Annotated in this window: 20 protein-coding genes; 7 read left to right on the top strand and 13 right to left on the bottom strand. The window is 69.0% G+C overall.

The genetic code is table 11. The features are described 5' to 3' along the window. Positions 1 to 5 precede the first annotated feature (5 nt). Both ACUDCK_RS14650 and ACUDCK_RS14655 read right to left on the bottom strand, forming a co-directional pair. Positions 6 to 503, bottom strand: a complete 498-nt coding sequence (locus ACUDCK_RS14650) for a hypothetical protein (RefSeq protein WP_054504231.1) — start codon at positions 501 to 503, stop codon at positions 6 to 8. Positions 504 to 602: 99 nt separating this feature from the next. Next, on the bottom strand, positions 603 to 1487 hold the full coding sequence (locus ACUDCK_RS14655; protein ID WP_047990854.1) for a LysR family transcriptional regulator: 885 nt from the start codon (positions 1485 to 1487) through the stop codon (positions 603 to 605). A gap of 107 nt (positions 1488 to 1594) precedes the next feature. On the opposite strand from ACUDCK_RS14655, the gene ACUDCK_RS14660 reads away from it, so the two are divergent. Beyond that, on the top strand, positions 1595 to 2719 hold the full coding sequence (locus ACUDCK_RS14660) for a muconate/chloromuconate family cycloisomerase (RefSeq protein WP_175167973.1): 1125 nt from the start codon (positions 1595 to 1597) through the stop codon (positions 2717 to 2719). An 82-nt stretch (positions 2720 to 2801) separates the two neighbouring features. Further along, entirely contained in the window at positions 2802 to 3788 is a 987-nt protein-coding gene (locus tag ACUDCK_RS14665) for a tripartite tricarboxylate transporter substrate binding protein (RefSeq protein WP_155865960.1), read from the top strand. A gap of 93 nt (positions 3789 to 3881) precedes the next feature. On the opposite strand, the gene ACUDCK_RS14670 is transcribed toward ACUDCK_RS14665, so the two are convergent. Beyond that, entirely contained in the window at positions 3882 to 4604 is a 723-nt protein-coding gene (locus ACUDCK_RS14670) for a GntR family transcriptional regulator (protein ID WP_374700862.1), read from the bottom strand. Between the two features lie 278 nt (positions 4605 to 4882). Between ACUDCK_RS14670 and ACUDCK_RS14675 the strand changes: the two genes are divergently transcribed. The 3 genes from ACUDCK_RS14675 to ACUDCK_RS14685 all read left to right on the top strand — a co-directional run bounded on the left by ACUDCK_RS14675 (position 4883) and on the right by ACUDCK_RS14685 (position 7878). Beyond that, on the top strand, positions 4883 to 5785 hold the full coding sequence (locus ACUDCK_RS14675) for a dihydrodipicolinate synthase family protein (protein ID WP_064525362.1): 903 nt from the start codon (positions 4883 to 4885) through the stop codon (positions 5783 to 5785). Positions 5786 to 5798: 13 nt separating this feature from the next. Beyond that, positions 5799 to 6773 (top strand): tripartite tricarboxylate transporter substrate binding protein, encoded by a 975-nt coding sequence (locus ACUDCK_RS14680; RefSeq protein ID WP_064525366.1) that lies wholly within the window; start codon positions 5799 to 5801, stop codon positions 6771 to 6773. Positions 6774 to 6864: 91 nt separating this feature from the next. Beyond that, a complete protein-coding gene (locus tag ACUDCK_RS14685; protein WP_336235369.1) occupies positions 6865 to 7878 on the top strand; it encodes a CAAX protease in 1014 nt (337 codons plus the stop codon). Positions 7879 to 7938: 60 nt separating this feature from the next. Here the strand turns inward: ACUDCK_RS14685 and ACUDCK_RS14690 are convergent, their stop codons facing one another. From ACUDCK_RS14690 to araD, 3 genes are all read right to left on the bottom strand, one after another. Further along, positions 7939 to 8928, bottom strand: coding sequence for a Bug family tripartite tricarboxylate transporter substrate binding protein (locus ACUDCK_RS14690; RefSeq protein ID WP_006395211.1), 990 nt, complete (start codon positions 8926 to 8928; stop codon positions 7939 to 7941). A gap of 64 nt (positions 8929 to 8992) precedes the next feature. Next, positions 8993 to 9703, bottom strand: coding sequence for a ribonuclease activity regulator RraA (locus ACUDCK_RS14695; protein WP_049073996.1), 711 nt, complete (start codon positions 9701 to 9703; stop codon positions 8993 to 8995). A 46-nt stretch (positions 9704 to 9749) separates the two neighbouring features. Then, positions 9750 to 11480 (bottom strand): L-arabinonate dehydratase, encoded by a 1731-nt coding sequence (araD, locus tag ACUDCK_RS14700; RefSeq protein ID WP_063581779.1) that lies wholly within the window; start codon positions 11478 to 11480, stop codon positions 9750 to 9752. A gap of 154 nt (positions 11481 to 11634) precedes the next feature. Here araD and ACUDCK_RS14705 point away from each other — a divergent pair, with 154 nt between their 5' ends. Beyond that, complete coding sequence (locus tag ACUDCK_RS14705) at positions 11635 to 12324, top strand: GntR family transcriptional regulator (RefSeq protein ID WP_054504235.1); 690 nt, start codon at positions 11635 to 11637, stop codon at positions 12322 to 12324. Between the two features lie 11 nt (positions 12325 to 12335). On the opposite strand, the gene ACUDCK_RS14710 is transcribed toward ACUDCK_RS14705, so the two are convergent. Together ACUDCK_RS14710 and ACUDCK_RS14715 are read right to left on the bottom strand one after the other, a co-directional pair. Further along, positions 12336 to 12791 (bottom strand): GNAT family N-acetyltransferase, encoded by a 456-nt coding sequence (locus ACUDCK_RS14710; protein ID WP_064525368.1) that lies wholly within the window; start codon positions 12789 to 12791, stop codon positions 12336 to 12338. A gap of 3 nt (positions 12792 to 12794) precedes the next feature. Further along, the gene (locus ACUDCK_RS14715; RefSeq protein WP_116791137.1) at positions 12795 to 14153 is read right to left on the bottom strand and encodes a hypothetical protein; all 1359 of its coding nucleotides are present in this window, start codon (positions 14151 to 14153) and stop codon (positions 12795 to 12797) included. Between the two features lie 173 nt (positions 14154 to 14326). Here ACUDCK_RS14715 and ACUDCK_RS14720 point away from each other — a divergent pair, with 173 nt between their 5' ends. Next, a complete protein-coding gene (locus ACUDCK_RS14720) occupies positions 14327 to 14902 on the top strand; it encodes a surface-adhesin E family protein (protein ID WP_054504238.1) in 576 nt (191 codons plus the stop codon). Positions 14903 to 14914: 12 nt separating this feature from the next. On the opposite strand, the gene ACUDCK_RS14725 is transcribed toward ACUDCK_RS14720, so the two are convergent. The 5 genes from ACUDCK_RS14725 to ACUDCK_RS14745 form a co-directional block, all read right to left on the bottom strand. After that, complete coding sequence (locus tag ACUDCK_RS14725) at positions 14915 to 15613, bottom strand: ABC transporter permease (protein WP_082402005.1); 699 nt, start codon at positions 15611 to 15613, stop codon at positions 14915 to 14917. Between the two features lie 128 nt (positions 15614 to 15741). After that, complete coding sequence (locus ACUDCK_RS14730) at positions 15742 to 16932, bottom strand: ABC transporter substrate-binding protein (protein ID WP_054504239.1); 1191 nt, start codon at positions 16930 to 16932, stop codon at positions 15742 to 15744. After that, positions 16922 to 17731: an ABC transporter ATP-binding protein gene (locus ACUDCK_RS14735; RefSeq protein WP_054504240.1), complete on the bottom strand. Its 810-nt coding sequence runs from the start codon at positions 17729 to 17731 to the stop codon at positions 16922 to 16924. Before ACUDCK_RS14735 ends, ACUDCK_RS14730 begins: the two co-directional genes overlap by 11 nt. After that, positions 17728 to 18840 (bottom strand): acyl-CoA dehydrogenase family protein, encoded by a 1113-nt coding sequence (locus ACUDCK_RS14740; RefSeq protein WP_175143837.1) that lies wholly within the window; start codon positions 18838 to 18840, stop codon positions 17728 to 17730. Before ACUDCK_RS14740 ends, ACUDCK_RS14735 begins: the two co-directional genes overlap by 4 nt. Further along, positions 18837 to 19394, bottom strand: a complete 558-nt coding sequence (locus ACUDCK_RS14745; protein ID WP_054504242.1) for a carboxymuconolactone decarboxylase family protein — start codon at positions 19392 to 19394, stop codon at positions 18837 to 18839. The genes ACUDCK_RS14740 and ACUDCK_RS14745 overlap by 4 nt, the downstream gene beginning before the upstream one ends. Positions 19395 to 19544 lie beyond the last annotated feature (150 nt).

The raw sequence follows: 19544 nt of genomic DNA on the forward strand, positions 1-19544 counted from the left end.
CGCGGCTAGCGCTTGCCGAAGTCCTTCTGCTTGAAATCGGTCTCGCCGCGATACCCGTACAGGCGCGAAACCGCCTGGAAATCCTCGGGCGAGAACCCGGCCCAGGAATAGTTGCGCACGTTCTTCTTGCTCTGCGCATCGCGCACGTAGAAAGACAGCGACGCTTTCTGCTCGGGCACGTTCACCGCCTTGTGCAGCGACGGCACGAATTCATACTGCGACGTGGGGTAGGTTTTCTTCACGCCCAGCAGCGTGCCGACCTGGATTTCGCTGTCGCTGAAGGCGTATCGGTTCACGAACACATAGTCCTTGCGGACCGCCAGGAACACGACCAGCGCCAGCGCCACGGTGGCCAGATAGAAGCCCGGCGTATTGATGTCGCGGTCGACCGTGTAGCGGTAGGCATAGTTGAATACCAGCGACAGCAGGCCCACGGCGATGACCAGTTGCCCCAATTGGGAAAACAGCCATTTGGCCTTGTTCTGGATGTTGACGGTCAGCATTGCGAGAGTCCCTATGACGGTTGTTATTGGAAGCACGGGAATGGCAAGCGCGTAGTGTGCCGCAAGCGGGCGGGCCGTAACCGTTCCGTCTACGCTTTGTTACCCCTTGGCCAATTGCGCCGCCAGGGCCAGCGCCTGCGCCAGGAACGGCGAGGCGTCGTCCTTGCGATAGCTGGCGATCACCGGCGACACGAAGGCCTCGGCGTCGATGCGCACGTGAGCCACGTCGCGCCGCTGCAGGCGCTGCACCGAGGCCGGCACCACCGTCACGCCCAGTCCGGCCGCCACCAGGCCGATGGCGGTCTGCAGCTCGTTGGCCTCCTGCGCCACCTGCGGCGCGTGGCCGGCGGCGCGGAACAGGTCCAGCACATGGTCGGCGAAGTTGGGCCGCGGCCGCGCCGGATACAGCAGGAACGGCTCCTGCGCCAGCCGGTCGACCGACACGCTGTCGCAGCCGGCCAGCGGATGCCGCAGCGGCACGGCGGCCATCAGCGGCTCGGTCATCAGGACACGGCGCTCGATCGCCGGATCGTCCAGCAAAATGCGGCCGATACCCAGGTCGATGCGGCCGGCCTTGAGCGCCTCCAGTTGCGGCAGCGTAGTCATTTCCATCAGCCCGACCTCCACCTGCGCGTCGGCGCCGCGCAATTGGCGGATCAGCTCGGGCACGAAGCCGTATAGCGTCGAGGGCACGAAGCCGATGCCGAACCAGCGCCGCCGCGCCTGGCCCAGCCGGCGCGTGCCCTCCAGCACTTCGTCCAGCCTTGCGGTCAGCAGCCGCGACTGCTCCAGCAGAAAGCGCCCGGCCTCGGTCAGGCGCAGGGCGCGGGTGGTGCGTTCGAACAGCGCGACGCCCAGTTCCTCTTCCATCTGGCGGATCTGGCGGCTGAGCGGTGGCTGCGCCATGTGCAGCGCTTCGGCGGCGCGGGTGAAGCTGCCCTCGCGCGCCACCGCCTGGAAGTAGCGCAGGTGCCTGAGTTCCATGGTTTATCCAAACCCTGAAGGTATAAATGGAGACCCATATAGTCTTGGACTTGGCGATCTAACGCAAGCGATACTGCACGTCACCTGAAGAACCTGCTCTGGAAAGTATGAATCCGGTAACGATAAACTCGGTCGAGGCGATCCTGGTGGATCTGCCGACCATCCGCGCCCACCAGCTCGCCATGGCCGTGATGCAGCGCCAGACGCTGGTGATCGTGCGCCTGCGCTGCAGCGACGGCATCGAAGGCATCGGCGAGGCCACCACCATCGGCGGCCTGTCGTATGGCGAGGAAAGCCCGGAAGGCATCAAACTGGCCATCGACACCTACCTGGCGCCGGCGCTGGCCGGGCTGGACGCGGCCAACATCCACGCCGCCATGCGGCGCCTGGAAACCGTGGCGCGCGGCAACCGCTTCGCCAAGTCGGCGCTGGAAAGCGCGCTGCTCGATGCCCAGGGCAAGCGCCTGGGCGTGTCGGTCTCGACCCTGCTGGGCGGCGCCGTGCGCGCCAGCCTGCCGGTGCTGTGGACCCTGGCCAGCGGCGACACCGCGCGCGACATCGAGGAAGCCGAATCGCTGCTCGCCAGCCGCCGCCACAACACCTTCAAGCTCAAGGTCGGCCGCCGCGCCGTGGCCGACGACGTGGCCCACGTGTCGCGCATCAAGCAGGCGCTGGGCGAGCGCGCCCGCGTCACGGTGGACGTGAACCAGGCCTGGAACGAGGCCGACGCGGCCGGCGCCATCGCGCGCCTGGAAGCGGCCGGCGTCGACTTGATCGAACAACCCATCCCGCGCGCCAACCTGGCCGGCATGGCGCGGCTGGCGGCGCGCTTCGTGGTGCCCATCATGGCCGACGAAGCCATCAACGGCCCCGAGGACGCGCTGGCCATCGCGCGCCTGGGCGCGGCCGACGTGCTGGCGCTGAAGATCGCCAAGTCGGGCGGCATCCACGAAATGCTGCGCACCGCCGCCGTCGGCGACGCCGCCGGCATGTCGCTGTACGGCGGCACCATGCTGGAAGGCTCGGTCGGCTCGATCGCATCGGCCCACGGCTTTGCCTGCCTGCCGCGGCTGTCGTGGGGCACCGAACTGTTCGGCCCGCTGCTGCTCAAGGACGACATCGTCGCCAACCCGCCGCGCTACGCCGATTTCGAGATGGAGATCCCCTCCGGCCCGGGCCTGGGCCTGGAACTGGACGAAGACAAACTGGCTTTCTACCGCAGGGACCGCTGACGCGCCCTGCCCCACGGTTGTTCCCGCGCGCCGGCCACGCATCGGCGCGCGGAAAAATAATTCAAGCACACGGAGACACGACATGGTTTTGCGCCACGCTTTCAAACACCTCGCCCGGGCCTGCATGGGCCTGGCCCTGCTCGGCGCCGCCAGCGGCGCGATGGCCGACGGCTATCCCGACCGGCCGGTCAAGTGGATCGTGCCGTTCCCGCCGGGCGGCGCCATGGACAGCATCGCCCGCACCCTGGGCGAGTCGATGGGCAAGCAACTGAACACCTCGTTCATCGTCGAGAACCGCGCCGGCGCCGGCGGCAACATCGGCGCGGCCAGCGTGGCGCGTTCCAAGCCGGACGGCTACACCATCCTGATCGTGGCCAACGGCATGGCCGTGAACCCGGCGCTGTACGCCGACCTGAACTACGACCCGATCAAGGACTTCGCGCCGATCTCGCTGCTGGCGGTGGTGCCGAACGTGCTGGTCACCAACCCCGCGCGCAACGACGTCAAGAGCGTGGACGAAGTGATATCCAAGGCCAAGGCGCAGCCCAACCACTACACCTACGCCTCGGCCGGCGTCGGCACCTCGATCCACCTGGCGGGCGAGCTGTTCGTGTCGATGGCCAAGATCGACATGCTGCATGTGCCCTACAAGGGCAGCGGCCCGGCCATCGCCGACCTGCTGGGCGGCCAGGTGGACTACATGTTCGACAGCGTGACGTCGGCCAAGCCGCACATCGAGGCCGGCAAGCTGCGCGCATTGGCGGTGACCACCGCCAAGCGCTCGGCCGCGCTGCCCAACGTGCCCACCGTGGCCGAAAGCGGCCTGCCCGGCTACGAGCTGATGCCGTGGTTCGCCGCCTTCGCGCCGGCCGGCACGCCGCCCGAGGTCGTGGCCAAGCTCAACGCCGCCATGCGCCAGGCCCTGAACGAGCCCAAGGTCAAGGCGACGCTGGATTCGATCGGCGCCGAATCCATCGGCGGCACGCCCGATGAACTGCGCGACTACCTGGCCAAGGAAACCGCGCAGTGGAAGGTGCTGGTGAAGGAACGCAATATCAAGATCAACTGAGTCCCGCGCGGACTCGGCGCGGGCGCGACACGCGCCCGCTGTGCGCCGGCCGAGGGAGTTTCCCCGGCCGGCGTTGTTGCGTCGGCTGTGCCGCTACGCCGGCGCCGCGGTCGTATCGAGCAGGTGATCGACAATCGCCAGGATCTGCTCGGCGGCTTCGGCGATGTGGTGTTCCAGCGCCGCCTCGGCCTCGCCGGCGCGGCCCTGGCGACAGAACGCGATCAGGGCGCTGTGCTCGTCGTGGGCCTGCTGGCGGATCGGCGCGTTGACGATCTGGAAGCGGAAGTAGCGTTCGGATTTTTCATGCAGCGCGCGCACCATGGCCAGCGCCGCCGGCCGCTGCGCGGCGCGGTACAGCAGTTCGTGCAGTTGCCAATTGAGCCGGCCCCACTGCTGCGGTTCGGCGCTGTCCATCCGCGCCACGATGCGCGCCGCCTCGTCCAGTTCCTCGGGCGTGTGCTGCGACACCGCCAGCCGCAGCAGCCAGGGCTCCAGCCGCAAGCGGATGTCGAAGAACTCCTGCACTTCGGCCCGCGAGAGCATCGAGACGTACGCGCCGCGGTGCGCGATCATGTCCACCAGGCCTTCGGCGCTGAGCTGGCGGATCGCCTCGCGCACCGGCAGCCGGCTCACCCCCAGTTCCTCGGCCAGCAGTTCCTGGCGCAGGGCGGAGCCCGGCGCGATCGCGCCGGACAGGATGCGGTCGCGCAGTTCGTCGACCACCAGGTCGACGGCGGTCTTGCGCACCAGGCGGCCGGCGGATCCGGCGGCGGCGCGGGGTTGGGTGGCGCTGGCGGGAGAGGAATTCTGGGACACGTCACATCCGGTGGAGGATTCCGCCCGGCGGACGCCGGGCGGCGGCGGATCCGTTCCACCTGCCCCCACGCCCAGGAAAACCCCGAGAGACAGCCGGTGTCCGGAACCCGTTTAATGTGAGTATATTGGATCCATGATCCAACAGAAATCTGCGCCCTCGCCGGGGCGATGGTTCGAGGCCGCGCGCCTCGTTTTTCTGGCCCTTTTATTTTGGATCCAATATCCAATCAATAGCCCGACAATACAAACCGGGCGGATCACGCAACAGGAGCGGCAGCATGAGCATTCAATGGCAAGGCGTATTTCCCGCGGTCACCACCAAACTGAAACCCGATTTCTCGCTGGACGCGGACGCCATCCGCCAGGGCCTGGAGCGCCTGATCGTCAACGGCGTGGGCGGCGTGGTGATGATGGGCATGGTGGGCGAGAACGCCCAGCTTTCGCCCGAGGAAAAGCTGGAGGTGCTGCGCATCGCGGTCGAGACCGTGCGCGGCCGCGTGCCGGTGGTGTCCGGCGTGGCCGAGACCGGCACCGCGCGCGCCGCGGCCTTCGCGCGCCAGGCAGCGCAGATCGGCGTCGATGGGCTGATGGTGTTCCCCGGCCTGACGTACAAGTCGGACGAGCGCGAAACGGTGGCGTTCTATCGCAGCGTGGCACAGGCCAGCCCCCTGCCCATCCTGCTGTACAACAACCCGCGCGGCTACGGCGTCGACCTGACGCCGGACCTGGTGGCGCAGTTGCTGGAGGAGCCGACCATCGTCGCCATCAAGGAGGAATCCTACGACACCACTCGCGTGACCGACCTGATCACGCGCTTCGGCGACCGCCTGGCGGTGGTCTGCGGCGTCGACGACCTGGTGCTGGAGAGCGCCGCGCTGGGCGTGACTGCCTGGGTCTCGGGCATGGCCAATGCCGTGCCGAAAGCGTCGGTGGAGCTGCTGCGGCTGGCGGTCGAAGGCGACTTCAAGCGCGCCCGCAAGCTGTACGCGGCGCTGACGCCGCTGTTCCACCTGGACACGGTGGTCAAGCTGGTGCAGCACATCAAGCTGGCCGAGCACCTGATCACCGGCAGCGCCGAAACCGTCAAGCCGCCGCGCCTGGACCTGGCCGGCGACGAACGCGAACGCACCCTTGCCATCACCCGCCAGACACTGGCGGATCTTTCAGCCCTGGGCTACTGATACCGGAGCCACCATGACCCGCACCCGCCTGCCCGCGCTGGCCTTCAGCGCCCTCTCCTTCCTGGCCTGCGTCGCGGCCGCCCCCGCCGCGATGGCGGCCGACTATCCCAGCCGCTCGATGGAGCTGGTGGTCGCCTACCAGCCCGGCGGCGGCAGCGACAACACCGCCCGCGCCATCGCCGAGGCGGTGCGCCCGCCGCTGCTGGCGCAACCGACCGTGGTGATCAACAAGCCCGGCGCCAGCGGCTCGATCGGCTGGTCGTACGTGGCCAACGCCCAGCCCGACGGCTACAAGCTGGTGCTGATGACGCCGGAAATGCTGGTGGTGCCGCTGATGGGCATCGGCAAGACCACCGTCAAGGACTTCCAGCCGATCGCCCGCTTCACCGACGATCCGTCGTCGGTCACCGTGCGCGCCGACGCGCCGTGGAAGACGGTGGAGGAATTCCTCGACTACGCGCGGAAGAATCCGGAGCGGGTGGCGGTATCCAACGCCGGCATCGGCACCGTGCCGCACATGGCGGCCGCGGCGCTGGGCGAGCAGACCGGCGTGAAGTTCGTGCACGTGCCGTACCAGGGATCCGCTCCGGCCATCATGGGCCTGCTGTCCGGCGACGTGCAGGCCACCACCGTGGCCTATGCTGAACTGCAGCAACACGTGGACACCGGCAAGCTGCGCACCCTGGCCGTGATGGCGCCCAAGCGGCTCGATACCCTGCCGGATGTGCCGACCATGAAGGAACGCGGCGCCGACCTGCAGTTCAGCGTCTGGCGCGGCATCGGCCTGCCGAAGTCGGCCCCGGCCGACGCCATCGAGAAATGGCGCGTCGCCGCGCGCCAGGTGGCGCAGTCGCAGGACTTCCAGGCCCTGATGCGCAAGCAGAACCTGACGCCGTCATATGCCGACCAACCGCAATTCGCGGCCGACGTGGCGCGGCAGGAACAGGCCTTCAACGCGCTGGTGCCGAAGCTGAACCTGAAACCCTGACGCGGCGAATCCGGACGCGGAAAACAAAAACCCCGGCTCCAGGCCGGGGTGGGAATCAGGTCTTACATGATGGGGCGTAGGCTTGCGCCCATTGGCAGCCATCACCAACCTAGTCGCTATTCTAGACTCTTGGAACCAGCGCGGTCAAAGGACGATCGGTCCGTCTTTTGCGCGCTTCTGCGACATGCCCCACACGCTGCCGTACCGGCCCATTCTGATTGATACGCTCATCAGCAACGAACGCATTCAAAGCTATCAGACCGTTTTCCAGCCTCCCGACGACACCGCGCTGATGGGTGTCTATCTCTGGAACGCGCATGTCTGCGGCGCGTTCTACCCGCTCATCAGTGCCGCCGAAGTCACACTACGCAACGCGATCGACCCGTTGGTGGTCAGCCTGGGACGCTTCTGGTGGGCAAGCAACAAACTGCACTACCGCTCATTCGTCACCCAGGCGCAAGAGCCCCATGCCGTCAAGGCACTGCGAGAGAACTTCGCCTTGGCGACGCGGGCCCATCTGGCGGAACAACGCCGACGTCCCGTGACGCAGCGCGCGCAGGCCATCCCGCACAGCGGCGTCATCGCCAAGACGGCGTTCTCGACATGGGAGTTCATCCTGGACCGCGAATTCCTGGGACGCGGCCTGATATGGCCCAAGCACATGGCTCAGGTCTTCCGCGGACAGTGGCCGGCCCCTCGGGCGGGCGTTGTGCTGGACCACGCCCGTCATCTCGTCTCGACCTTGCGAGACTTCCGCAACCGCCTGTCCCACCACGAACCCGTCTGGAAGCGTTACGGCGTTTCGACCGAAGCTGACGCGCTACGGCACTTGCAATCAAGAATCGACGCCCTCGAAAGCCTGCTCATCTTGATCCACCCCGACGCATTGCGGGTATTGCAAGCCAACGGACTACCGCAAGCCGCGCGACGGGTATGTTCCGCGGACGAGATAAAGCGTTTTCAGCAACAGGCGCATACGCATCCGATCCATTCGCTGGACAAACTGGCAACGCTGGTGGACCGATCCGCCCGCGAAAATGTCACGCTGCCTGCGATCATGCGTTCGGGGCGCCGACGGCGGCGGTTCCTGATTCTGCCCCACTGAAACCATCCCGGGGACTCGCATCCAACGTTCCCCGGGGAGTGGCCAACCATTGCGACGACGCTACTCCACCGTCGCCCCCGACTTCTTCACCACCTCCGCCCAGCGCGGAATCTCCGTGGCCATCAGGGCGCGCAGTTCGTCGGGCGTGCTGCCGACCAGTTCCATGCCCATGGTCTTGCCGAGCTTTTCCTGCACGTCGGGTTCCTTCACGATCACGGCGATCTCGGCGGCCAGCTTGTCGAGAATGGGCTTGGGCGTGCCCTTGGGCGCATACACCGCCTGCCACGAGGCCATCTGGAAGCCGGGCACGCCGGCCTCCTGCATGGTGGGCACGTCGGGGGCCAGCGAGATGCGGTCCTTGGTGGTGACGGCCAGCAGCTTGAGCTTGCCGGTCTGCAAGAGCGGCAAGGCGGCGGTCATCTGGTCGAACATGAACGTCACCGCGCCCGAGGACACGTCGACCATGGCCGGCGGCGTGCCCTTGTAGGGTACGTGCGTCAGCGGCACGCCGATCATGCTGGAGAACAATTCGCCGGCCAGGTGGGTGGAGGTGCCGGCGCCGGACGAGGCGAAGGTGCGCTTGGACGGGTCTTTCTTGAGCAGCGCGATCAGGTCGGCCACCGAGTTCACGCCCAGGTTCGGATCGACCAGCAGCACGTTGGGCAGGTAGGCGATCAGCGAGACCGGCTCGAAGTCCTTGACCGGGTCGTACTTCAGGTTCTTGTAGAGGCTGGCGTTGATGGCGTGGGTGCTGATGGTGCCGCCGAACAGCGTGTAGCCGTCGGGCGCGGCCTTGGCCACGTAGGTGGCGCCGATGCCGCCGGCGGCGCCGGGCTTGTTCTCGACGATGACGTTCTGGTGCAGCCGGTCGCCCAGCTTCTGCGCCAGCACGCGGCCGACCACGTCGGTGGAGCCGCCCACGGTAAACGGCACCACGTAGGAAATCGGCTTCTGCGCCGGCCACTCGGCGGCCGCGGCCGGCAGCGCCCACGCGCCCAGCAGCGGTCCTGCCAGCAGCGCGGCCAGCGCGCTGCGACGTTGCTTGTTCATGCTTGTCTCCTGCCCTCTGTGTTTTATAGGCATGGGTCGCCGGCCGGTCGGCCGGCGCCAGGGCTCAACGGCCCTGTTCTTTGCGCCAGGCGGCGAACTTGTCCTTGGTGGCCGGGTCGGTGGGCGGATACAGGCCCAGGATCGACGCGCCGGCCTGCACCTGGCTGGTAACGAAGTCCTCGAACGCGGTCATCTCCACCGCTTCGTCCGCGATCTCGTCGGCCAGGTGCGCGGGGATCACCACCACGCCCTCGCGGTCCCCCACCACGATGTCGCCGGGGAACACGGCCACGTCGCCGCAGCCGATGGGCGCGTTGATGTCCAGCGCCTGGTGCAGCGTCAGGTTGGTCGGCGCGGACGGCCGGTTGTGGTACGCGGGATAGCCGAGTTCGGCGATCTCGGGCGAGTCGCGAAAACCGCCGTCGGTGACCACGCCGGCCACGCCGCGCTTCATCAGGCGGGTCACCAGGATCGAGCCGGCCGAGGCCGCGCGCGGATCCTTGCGGCTGTCCATCACCAGCACCGCGCCGGGCGGGCAGGTCTCGACCGCGGCGCGCTGCGGATGGGCGCGATCCTCGAACACCTTGATGGTGTTCAGGTCCTCGCGCGCCGGGATGTAGCGCAGCGTGAAGGCCGGGCCGACCATGTTGGGCAGCGTCGCGTTCAGTGGCCGCACGTCCTGGATGAACTGGTTGCGCAGGCCGCGCTTGAACAAGGCGGTGCACAGCGTGGCGGTGCTGATGCCGGCCAGCTTGGCGCGGGTGGCGGGATTCATATCTGACACGGAAAACTCCAGGGCTAGCGATTCGGGGTTGAAGGGTTCAGAAGATTTCCGGTTCCGGCACGGGCGCGCCGAAGCTGGTTTCGAGGAAGTCGAAGTCGCAGCCCTCGTCGGCCTGCAGGATGTGTTGCGAGTACATCCAGCCGTAGCCGCGCTCGTAGCGCTTGGGCGGCGGCGTCCAGGCGGCGCGGCGCGCGGCCAGCTCCTCGTCGCTGACGTTCAGGTGGATGCTGCGGGCCGGCACGTCGACGGTGATCAGGTCGCCGGTCTTGACCAGCGCCAGCGGGCCGCCGATGTAGGCCTCGGGCGCGGCGTGCAGGATGCAGGCGCCATAGCTGGTGCCGCTCATGCGGGCGTCGGACAGGCGCAGCATGTCGCGCACGCCCTGCTTGACCAGCTTGGTGGGGATCGGCAGCATGCCCCACTCCGGCATGCCGGGTCCGCCCTGCGGGCCGGCGTTGCGCAGGATCATGATGTGATCGGCGGTGACGTCCAGGTTCTCGTCGTCGACCGCGGCCTTCATGCTGGGATAGTCGTCGAACACCAGCGCCGGGCCGGTGTGTTGCAGGTATTGCGGCGCGCAGGCGCTGGGCTTGATGACGCAGCCGTCCGGCGCGATGTTGCCGCGCAGGACCGCCAGCGCGCCCTCGTCGTAGATGGCGGTGTCGAGCTTGCGGATTACATCGTCGTTGTAGACCTCGGCGCCGGCGATGTTCTCGCCCAGCGTCTTGCCGGTGACGGTCATGGCGGACAGGTCCAGGTGCCCTTCCAGGCGCGACATCAGCGCCGGCAGGCCGCCGGCGTAGAAGAAGTCTTCCATCAGGTACTTGTCGCCGCTGGGCCGGATGTTGGCGATGACCGGCACCTTGCGGCTGGCGGCGTCGAAGTCGTCCAGGCCCACCGGATGGCCGGCGCGGCGCGACATGGCCACCAGGTGGATGATGGCGTTGGTGGAGCAGCCCATGGCCATGGCCACGTTGATGGCGTTCTTGAACGAGGCCAGCGTCAGGATGCGCTGCGGCGTCAGGTCGTCCCACACCATCTCGACCACGCGGCGGCCGCATTCGGCCGACATGCGCATGTGGTTGACGTCGGCCGCCGGGATCGACGAGGCGCCCGGCAGCGTCATGCCGATGGCCTCGGCGATGGCGGTCATGGTGCTGGCCGTGCCCATGGTCATGCAGGTGCCGTAGCTGCGGGCGATGCCGCCTTCGACCTCGGTCCATTGTTCCTGCGTGATCTTGCCGGCGCGGCGCTCGTCCCACAGCTTCCAGGCATCCGAGCCGGAGCCGAGGATCTTGCCCTTCCAGTTGCCGCGCAGCATCGGGCCGGCGGGCACGTAGACACAGGGCAGCCCGGCGCTGATGGCGCCCATCAAGAGGCCCGGCGTGGTCTTGTCGCAGCCGCCCAGCAGCACGGCGCCGTCCACCGGGTGGCTGCGCAGCAGTTCCTCGGCCTCCATCGCCAGCATGTTCCGGTACAGCATGGTGGTGGGCTTGACGAACGATTCCGACACCGAGATGGCCGGCAGTTCCACCGGGAAGCCGCCGGCCTGGAACACGCCGCGCTTGACGTCTTCGACGCGCTGCTTGAAGTGGCTGTGGCAGGGGTTCAGGTCTGACCAGGTGTTGATGATGGCGATGATCGGGCGACCGGCCCAGTCGTCGGGGCCGTAGCCCATCTGCATCATGCGGGAACGATGGCCGAACGAGCGCAGGTCGTCCTTGGCCATCCAGGCGGCGCTGCGCAGGCTTTCGTAGGTGCGTTTCATGAGGGAAGCGGATCCTGGGATGCGGTGAAAGGAAGAAGGCGAAATCATTGACCGAACCATTTAAACACTAATACATTAGTGCGTCAGCTAGGTGAAAACCCGCTACACTGCGGCTGCATTCCCCCGTCCCGCCCCTTTACCGAACTTCGCTCCGATGCCCAGCCCCAAGCTCAGACTGGACCGCTCGCGACACGCCGCGCCGCAAGTCTTTGAACATCTGCGCGAACAGATCATGTCCCTCGAACTGGCGCCCGGCGCGCCGCTGTCGCGCGTGACGCTGGCCGAGGCCTACGGCCTGAGCCAGACGCCGATCCGCGACGCGCTCATGAAACTGGCCGAGGAAGCCCTGGTCGAGATCTATCCGCAGCACACCACGGTGGTCAGCCGCATCGACATCGCCGCGGCGCGCCAGGCGCATTTCCTGCGCCGGTCGATCGAGCTGGAAATCGTGCACGTGCTGGCGCAGCAACCCGACCCCCTGCTGGTCCAGCGGCTGCAGGCCAGCATCGACCGCCAGCGCGTCTGCCACGCCGCCGGCCAGTACCAGGAATTCATGGCGGCCGATCAGGCCTTCCACCGCGACATGCACGCGGCCGCCGGCGTCGCCGCGCTGTGGGACATGGAGCAACGCTACAGCGGCCATGTCGACCGACTGCGCCGCCTGCACCTGCCCGAGGCCGGCAAGGCCGAGCGCATCATGGACGACCACCAGCGGGTGCTGGACGCGATCGCGGCGGGCGACGCGGCGCGCGCGCAGCAGGCGCTGCGCGAGCACCTGTCGGGCACGCTCAGCCAGGTGGCCGAGATCTGTAAGCGCTATCCGGACTACGTGCAGGCCGATTGAAGCCGCGAGGCTCAGGCCTCGGCGCGCGGCGGCTGGTCGCCGCGCGATTCCAGCAGCAGGTAGTCGCCGTCCTCGCCCGTGCCCGCGCCGATTTCCACAAAACCGCAGGCCTGGTAGAAGGCCAGCGCCGCGGCGTTGCGCCGCAGGCACTTGAGTCGGTAGCGCGTCAACGGCCAGCGGGGCAAGGCGCGCAGCAACGCCCGCGCCACGCCCCGCCGCTGCCAGGCGCGGCCCACATACAGGTGGTGGATGAAGTCGTCCGGCTCCCACAGCGACACGAAGCCTGCCAGGGCGTCGTCCGCGGCCAGCGCGACCCAGAGCCGTTCGCCCTCGGTCTGCGCGTCCAGGTCGGCTGCGCGCAGGCTGGCCAGCGCCAGCCAGGGATAGGCCTCGCGGCGCGTCGCCAGGAACAGCGCGCGCAACCCCGGCAGGTCGGCGGCCCGCGCCTCGCGCACGGTCAGCGTCATGTCTCACTCCAGCGCATAGCGCACGATGATGGTCTTGCCCCCGCGCTCGACGTGCACCAGCACGCCCTCGCCCGCGGCGTCCAGGCCGAGCAGGCCGCGCTCCTGGTCCGGCGATAGCTGGAACGGCCGCCAGGTGCGGCCCTGGTCGCGCGTGTGGAAATAGGTGCGGGTGTAGTCATTGAACGAGAACAGGTGGTCGGCATAAGTCTGCACCACCCAGCCGTTGCGGCCGAACCAGGCCTGGCCGATCCAGGTACGCTGGCCACGCACCGCGGGCATGGCCGCCAGCTCGTGCCAGTTGCTGTCGGCCGGATCGAGCCGGTAGATGCGGTTGTCGGCGGTGGCGTATTCGGCTTGCCCTACCCGCGGTTGCGAGCGCGGATCCTGTGGCGGCACGGCCGCCACGTCGTGGGCGATGCGGAACGCTGGCGAGGCGCCGTCCTGGAACCGTATCTCGAAGCGCCGGGTCTCGATACGGCGCGCCACGCCGGCCGTGACGCGGTCGCGCCAGCTCCAGCCGACCGCGCGGTCGGCGGCCAGCGGGTACAGCGACCAGCCGTACGCCAGTTGATCCGTGGCGGCGCGGCCCGGGCCCAGGTGTTCCTGGAACGCCCGGCCGTAGCTGTCGGCGTCGGGCCAGACCTGCTCGCGCAAGGACAGCGCCGACCAGTGGCGCGCGCCGTCCTCGCTGACCAGCAGGCGCTCGTCGCCGGCGCCGTCCGCCAGCGCCATGACCCGGTCGCCCGTCAGGAACACGGTGAACCGACGCGGCCCGCCCAGTTGCACGTCGGGCTCGTAGCGCCAGTGCGCGCCCTGGTCGTCGGAACGCCAGACATCGCTGCCGGCGGACCGGTCGCCGCCACGCGCGTTGCCGCCCAGCAGGTACACGGTCTGCCCCTGCGGCCCGCCGATGAGCGTGACGCCGGTGTCGCCGCCGATCGAGCCAAGCAGCGCATAGCGGCCATTGTCACGGCCGCCGTAGACCAGGTTGCGCACGTCGCGGGCTGTCGCCGCCGCCTGCAGCATGCCCTGGGCCGGATCGGCCGAGGCGGCCTCGGCGCGGGCGGCGCCCTCCGGCTGGCAGCAGTCCGAGGCAATCGGCAGCAACGCGTCCAGCACCGGCGCCTTGGCCAGGCCGGTGACATCCTTGTCGCCCGCGATCAGTTGCCCCACCAGGAACTGATGTTCGCCGTAGCGGTACAGCCGCGTGCGCGAATAGCCGGCCAGCGGCGGGCCGTCGAGCTCGCCGATGACTTCGCTGCGCGCCAGCGGCTCGCCTTCCGGCATGAGTTGGTAGAACCCGTAAGCCAGCACCCCGGTCACGGCGATGGCCGCCGCACCGGCGAGCACCCTGATATTCATCGTCGTCGCCTCTCCTCCGACCCCGGCCGGCGCCCCGTGGCACGGCGTCGGCATCGCTTGTCGAACGGACGAGACTATACCCCCGCGACGCGCTCCCCGCCGGGTCCCGGCCGTCATGGTTTCTTTCTCTATACTGGGGAAACCCCACACCGATGTGCCACAGGAAAGACCCCATGACAGCAAGGCAAGCGCAACTCACCCTGGTCCTGGCTGTACTGGCGGGACCTGCCTGGGCGCAGGCAGGGGACGCGGCGCCGGCCACGCCGGCCGATGCCTGCGCCGTGGTGACGGCGCGCGAAGGCGATCCGGTCCCCTCCGACGCCTGCGCGGCGAGCGCCGTGCCGGCCACGCCGGATGCCCGCGGCATCGTCTTTGGCGGCGCGCCGGCCTGGCAGCCGCTGGCGCCGCAGTCCATGCCCGGCGTGTTCTACGACCGCGATTCGATCGTGCAACTGACCGAGCGGCCGCTGGTGATGCTGGCGACGGTGGCATGGTTCTACGCGCAGCCGCGGGTCTCCGAGGCCAATGGCCAGCCCTACGGCTCGGTGACGCAGCCCGTCACCATCAACTGCACCAACAACACCTACACGATCACCGCGACCCAGCACTATGCCGGCCCGGACGCCACCGGGGAGCTGGTGGAATCGCTGCCGGTGGCCGGCATTTCGAACGCGCCGGTCGCGCGCGACCCGGTCCAGCGCAAGCTGCGCGCCCTGATCTGCCCGCCGGGCAGGAGTTCACGCAAGTAGCTCCGCCGGCCTCTACCCGCGCCAGTAGCGGTACAAGCCCCGCGCCGCGGCGTCCAGCAGGAAGCCCAGCGCGCCGATCAACAACACCATGGCCATCAATTCCGAATAGGCCAGGCGGTCGCGGGTGTCCAGGATGAAGTACCCCATGCCGGCCGACACGCCGAGCATTTCGCACGGCACCAGCACGATCCAGAGAATCCCGATCGCCAGCCGCACGCCTGTCAGGATATGCCCGAGCACGCCCGGCAGGATCACGTGGCGCAGGGTCTCCCAGCGGGTCGCGGCCACGCTTTGCGCCAGCAGCATCCAGCGCGCGTCCAACTGCTGGACGCCGGCCGCCGTGTTCAGCACGATTGGCCAGACCGCGGCAAAGGTCAGCAGGAAATACACCGGATCGTCGCCTACCCCGAACACCATCACCGCGATCGGCATCCACGACAACGGCGAGATCATGCGCAGGAACTGCATCGCGGGCGACAGCGCCGCCTCCAGACGGCGGTAGCTGCCGATGGCCAGGCCAAGCGGCACGCCGATCGCCAACGCCAGCCCCAGGCCCACCGCCACGCGGCGCAGGCTCACCAGCACATGCAACGGCAGGTCCGAACCGGTCAGCAATGCCCACAGGCTGGCGAAGGTGGCGCCCGGCGCGAAACGCCGCGCCATGCCGCCGGCCGGCGCCAGCGCGTCGGTGCCCAGCCACCAAAGCGCCATCAGCGCCGCCAGGCCGGCCAGCCCCAGCGCGCAGCGCGCGAGCAGCCCCTGGCGCGGCGGCCTGGCGCGCGCCGGGCCGGTCACCGGTGCGGCGACGCGCGCGCCCGCCGCGGCAGACTCGCGCGCCGTCACGCCTGCACCGTCTCGGTCCGGGTGTAGGCGTCGGGAAAGCCGAAACGCCGCAGGCCGCCCGCGGCCTCGATGGCGCGCTTGACGTAGCGGTCATCGACCAGCTCGGCCGCGGCGCGGGCGGGGTCCAGCCCGGCCAGGAAGCCCCGGTCGGCCTCGATCAGCGTGTCGCGCAGGCGCCGCACCAGTTCCTCGGTGTAGCTGGGGAACGGATACGGCTGGAAGTCGATGCGGCGTTCGTCCCAGTCGGCATGGCGGATCGCGCCGCTGGCCAGGTATTGCTCGCGGTCGGACGGCGGCGGCGCCAGCACCTTGCTCAAGGCCGGCAGGCCGTGCGGGGTATAGCGGTTGATGCCTTCCTTGGACAGCAGCCTGGCAGTCTCTTCGCGGTTGTCGCGGATCCACAACTGCGCCTGGACGATGGCGTCGACCACCTTCTGCGACCACTCGGGCCGCTGCTGCAGGTCGCGCTCGTGCATGAACACCACGCAGCAGGCGTGGTTGCGCCAGATGTCGCCGGTAAAGCGCAGCACCTTGCCCACGCCCAGCGTCTCGGCCACGGCGTTGAAAGGCTCGGCCACGATGTAGCCGGCGATGCGGTTCTGCGCCAGCGCCGGCGGCATGTCGGCCGGCGCCATCACCACCAGGTTGACCTCGTTGGCGGCCGGCGCGCCGTCCTTGCGCGACACCGGCGTCAGGCCGTTCTCGCGCAGCAGGTACTGCAGCATCACGTTGTGGATGGAATACCAGAACGGGATCGCCACCGTCTTGCCGCCCAGTTCCTTGACGCCGTTGATGGCCGGCGCCACCGTCAGGCCCGAGCCGCCGACGTGGTTCCAGGCCACCACCTTGGCGGGCACCTGGCTGCCGAAGCGCGCCCATACCGTCATGGGCGACAGCAGATGCACCACGTTGACCTGGCCGGAAATGAAGGCCTCGATCACCTGCGCCCAGCTACGCAGCAGGGTCGGCTTCTCGGCCTTGACGCCGGCCTTGTCGAACAGGCCATTGTTATGCGCCACCAGCAGCGGCGCGGCGTCGGTGATCGGTAGGTAGCCGATGCGCACCGGCGCGTCGGGCTCGCTCTGGGCGCGGGCATTGAATGCCGACAACAGCGGCGCGGCGCCGCCCGCGGTCAGCAGGGCCGACAGTTTCAACCAGTCGCGACGCGACATGTGTTCAAGGCACATCAACAGGCTCCTTGGCGGCTTGGCCGCGTGCGACCCGCAGCGCATCGCGCAGGCGGGTCAGGATTTCCAGGCGCAACGCGCCCATTTCAGGCAACAGATCGGCGCGCGGCTGCGGCAGGTCCACCGGCCACACGCCCAGGATGCGTCCGGGCGCGCCGCCCAGCAGCACGATGCGGTCGGCCAGCAGCAGCGCTTCGTCGATATCGTGGGTGATGAGGACGGCGGCGGTATGAAAGTCGGCCACCACTTTGCGCAGCAGTGTCTGCATCTCGCCGCGCGTGACCTCGTCGAGCGCGCCGAACGGCTCGTCCAGCAGCAGCACCGCCGGCTGGCGCGCCAGGCAACGCGCCAACGCGGTGCGCTGCGCCATGCCGCCGGACAACTGCGCCGGCCGCAACTGGCGCGCGTGCGACAGGCCGACCTCGTCGATGGCCTGGTCGATCCGCAACCGGCGCTCGGCGGCGGTCAGCCTGGGCTGATGGGTGAAATCCAGGCCGAAAGCGACATTGCGTTCCAGCGACAGCCACGGCAGCAGGCCGGGATCCTGGAACGCCACCGCCACGCGCGGATGCACGCCAGTCAGTGGCGCGCCCTCCATCAGCAGCGTGCCGGCACTGGCAGGCTGCAGTCCGGCCAGCACGCGCAACAGGCTCGACTTGCCGGCGCCGCTGGCGCCCAGCACCGCCACTACCTCGCCCCGGTCCAGCACCAGATCCACATCCTGGAATACGTCGGCCGGCGCCTGCGCATAGCGCAGCGCCAGGCCCTGCGCCTGCAACACCGGACGCGGCGCGCTCATGCGGCGCCCTCGGCCGCCAGACGCGCCCGGCGCTTGGCCAGCTCGGTCTTGAGCTGCACCAGGCTGGGGGTGACGATGGGCAGGAAAGCGGCCTCGCGCCAGCGGCGCGCAAAACCGTCGCCGGCAGGCTTCAGGTAGGCCGCGCCGCCGCTGGCCTGCAATTCGAGCTGCACCGCCTGGCTGGCGATCTCGGCCAGCGCAATGCGGCTTTCGAACAGCAGCCAGGGTTCGGCCACGAAACGTTCGCTGCGCACGCCGTCGACCAGGCGCGCGGTCGCCTCGTCGAGCTGGCGCGCCAGCGCCTGCAAGGGTTCGCCGAGGATGCCGCGCGACGCCTGGCCCTGACCCGCCTCGCCGGCGGCGCGCAACGCGCGTCGCGCCAGGCCGATGGACAGGCCGCATTGCAGCCCCGCGAACGCAGGCCGCGCCTGCGGCAGATATTGGCGCGCATCCGGGTGAATCAGCCATTGCGGATCGATGCGCACGCCGCGCACATCCAGCGCCGCGGTGTTGCTGGACTGCAGCGCCAACAGATCCAGGTCGGCGCTGCGCGTCAGGCCTTCGATATCATGCGGCAAGGCCACCACGGCCGGCGTGCCGTCGGGGGCCGAGACGGCCGCGGCCACCAGGAAGCCCTGCTTGCGCAGGTTGGTGACCCACGGCATGCGGCCATCCAGCACCCAGTGCGCGCCATCCTGCCGCGCGCCGATCTGCAGCGACTCGATGCCGCTGAGGAATTTCATGGCGTTCGACAGCGCGGTGGCGCCGGCCACCTCGCCCGCCAGCAAGGGCGCCAGCCAGGCCTGCGACAAGGCGGCATTGGGGCTGCGCAGCAGGTACTCGATGAAAACCCGCTGGCCCCAGGCCACGAAGGCCGCGGCCACGGAATGCTCGGCCACCTGCGACACGGCCTCGATGGCGTCGCCGATGTCGGTGCCCGGCGCGCCGCCGTGCGCGGCCGGCACGCCCAGGCGGAATACGCCCGCCGCGGCCAATCGCGGCAGGACCTCGGCGGCGTCATGGCTGCCGTCGTCCAGCGCGCCGGCATGGTCGTCGAGCCAGGCGGCCAATCCGGGCGCCAGTCGCGGGTCCGGCTGCCGCGCCGTCATTGCGCGCCGCTCCAGGCATAGGCGCCCAGTTGCTCGTTCAGCGGGGTTTGCGCCAGGTTGTTGCCAAAGTTGCAGATCGTGGCCAGGCCCACCCCGACGATCACCTCCAGCGCGTTGCCGTCGCTGTAGCCGGCCTCGCGCAGCGCCTGCAGTTCGGCGTCGCTGACGCGGCCACGGGTGCGGATCACGGCTTCGGTGAAAGCGGCCAGCGCCTGCAGGCGCTCGTCCGGCAGCGTGCCCTGGGCGCGCAGCGCGTCGACCACCTCGGGCGACAGCTTGGCCTTGTTGCGCGCCAGCGCCGTGTGGCCGGCGACGCAGAAGGTGCAGCCATGGCGGGTGCCGGCCACCAGTTGGACCACCTCGCGCTCCTGCAGCGTCAGCCCGGCGCGGGCGTTGATCTGCGATAGCGTCTGGTAGGCCTCCAGGGCCACCGGCGCATTGGCCAGCACGCCCAGCAGGTTGGACAGGTAGCCGGCGCCCTGCTCGGCGGCGGCCAGGGCGGCGCGGGTGGGTTCGGGCGCGCTCTGCGCGGTATGGACGGGCAAACGGGCCATGAGGGTCTCCGGAATGGGAACAACGAAAACTCGATTGTGCGGGCGCCCCGCCCCGCGCGACAATGCACGCGGATCGCAAGCTGATGCTCGATCTTATCGACTTTCAGCTATGCGCTTATAACCAGCCAGGCGCCCCGCGTATCATCGCGC

The organism is Achromobacter sp. CF-sbj1-Ac2-l, assembly GCF_052698165.1.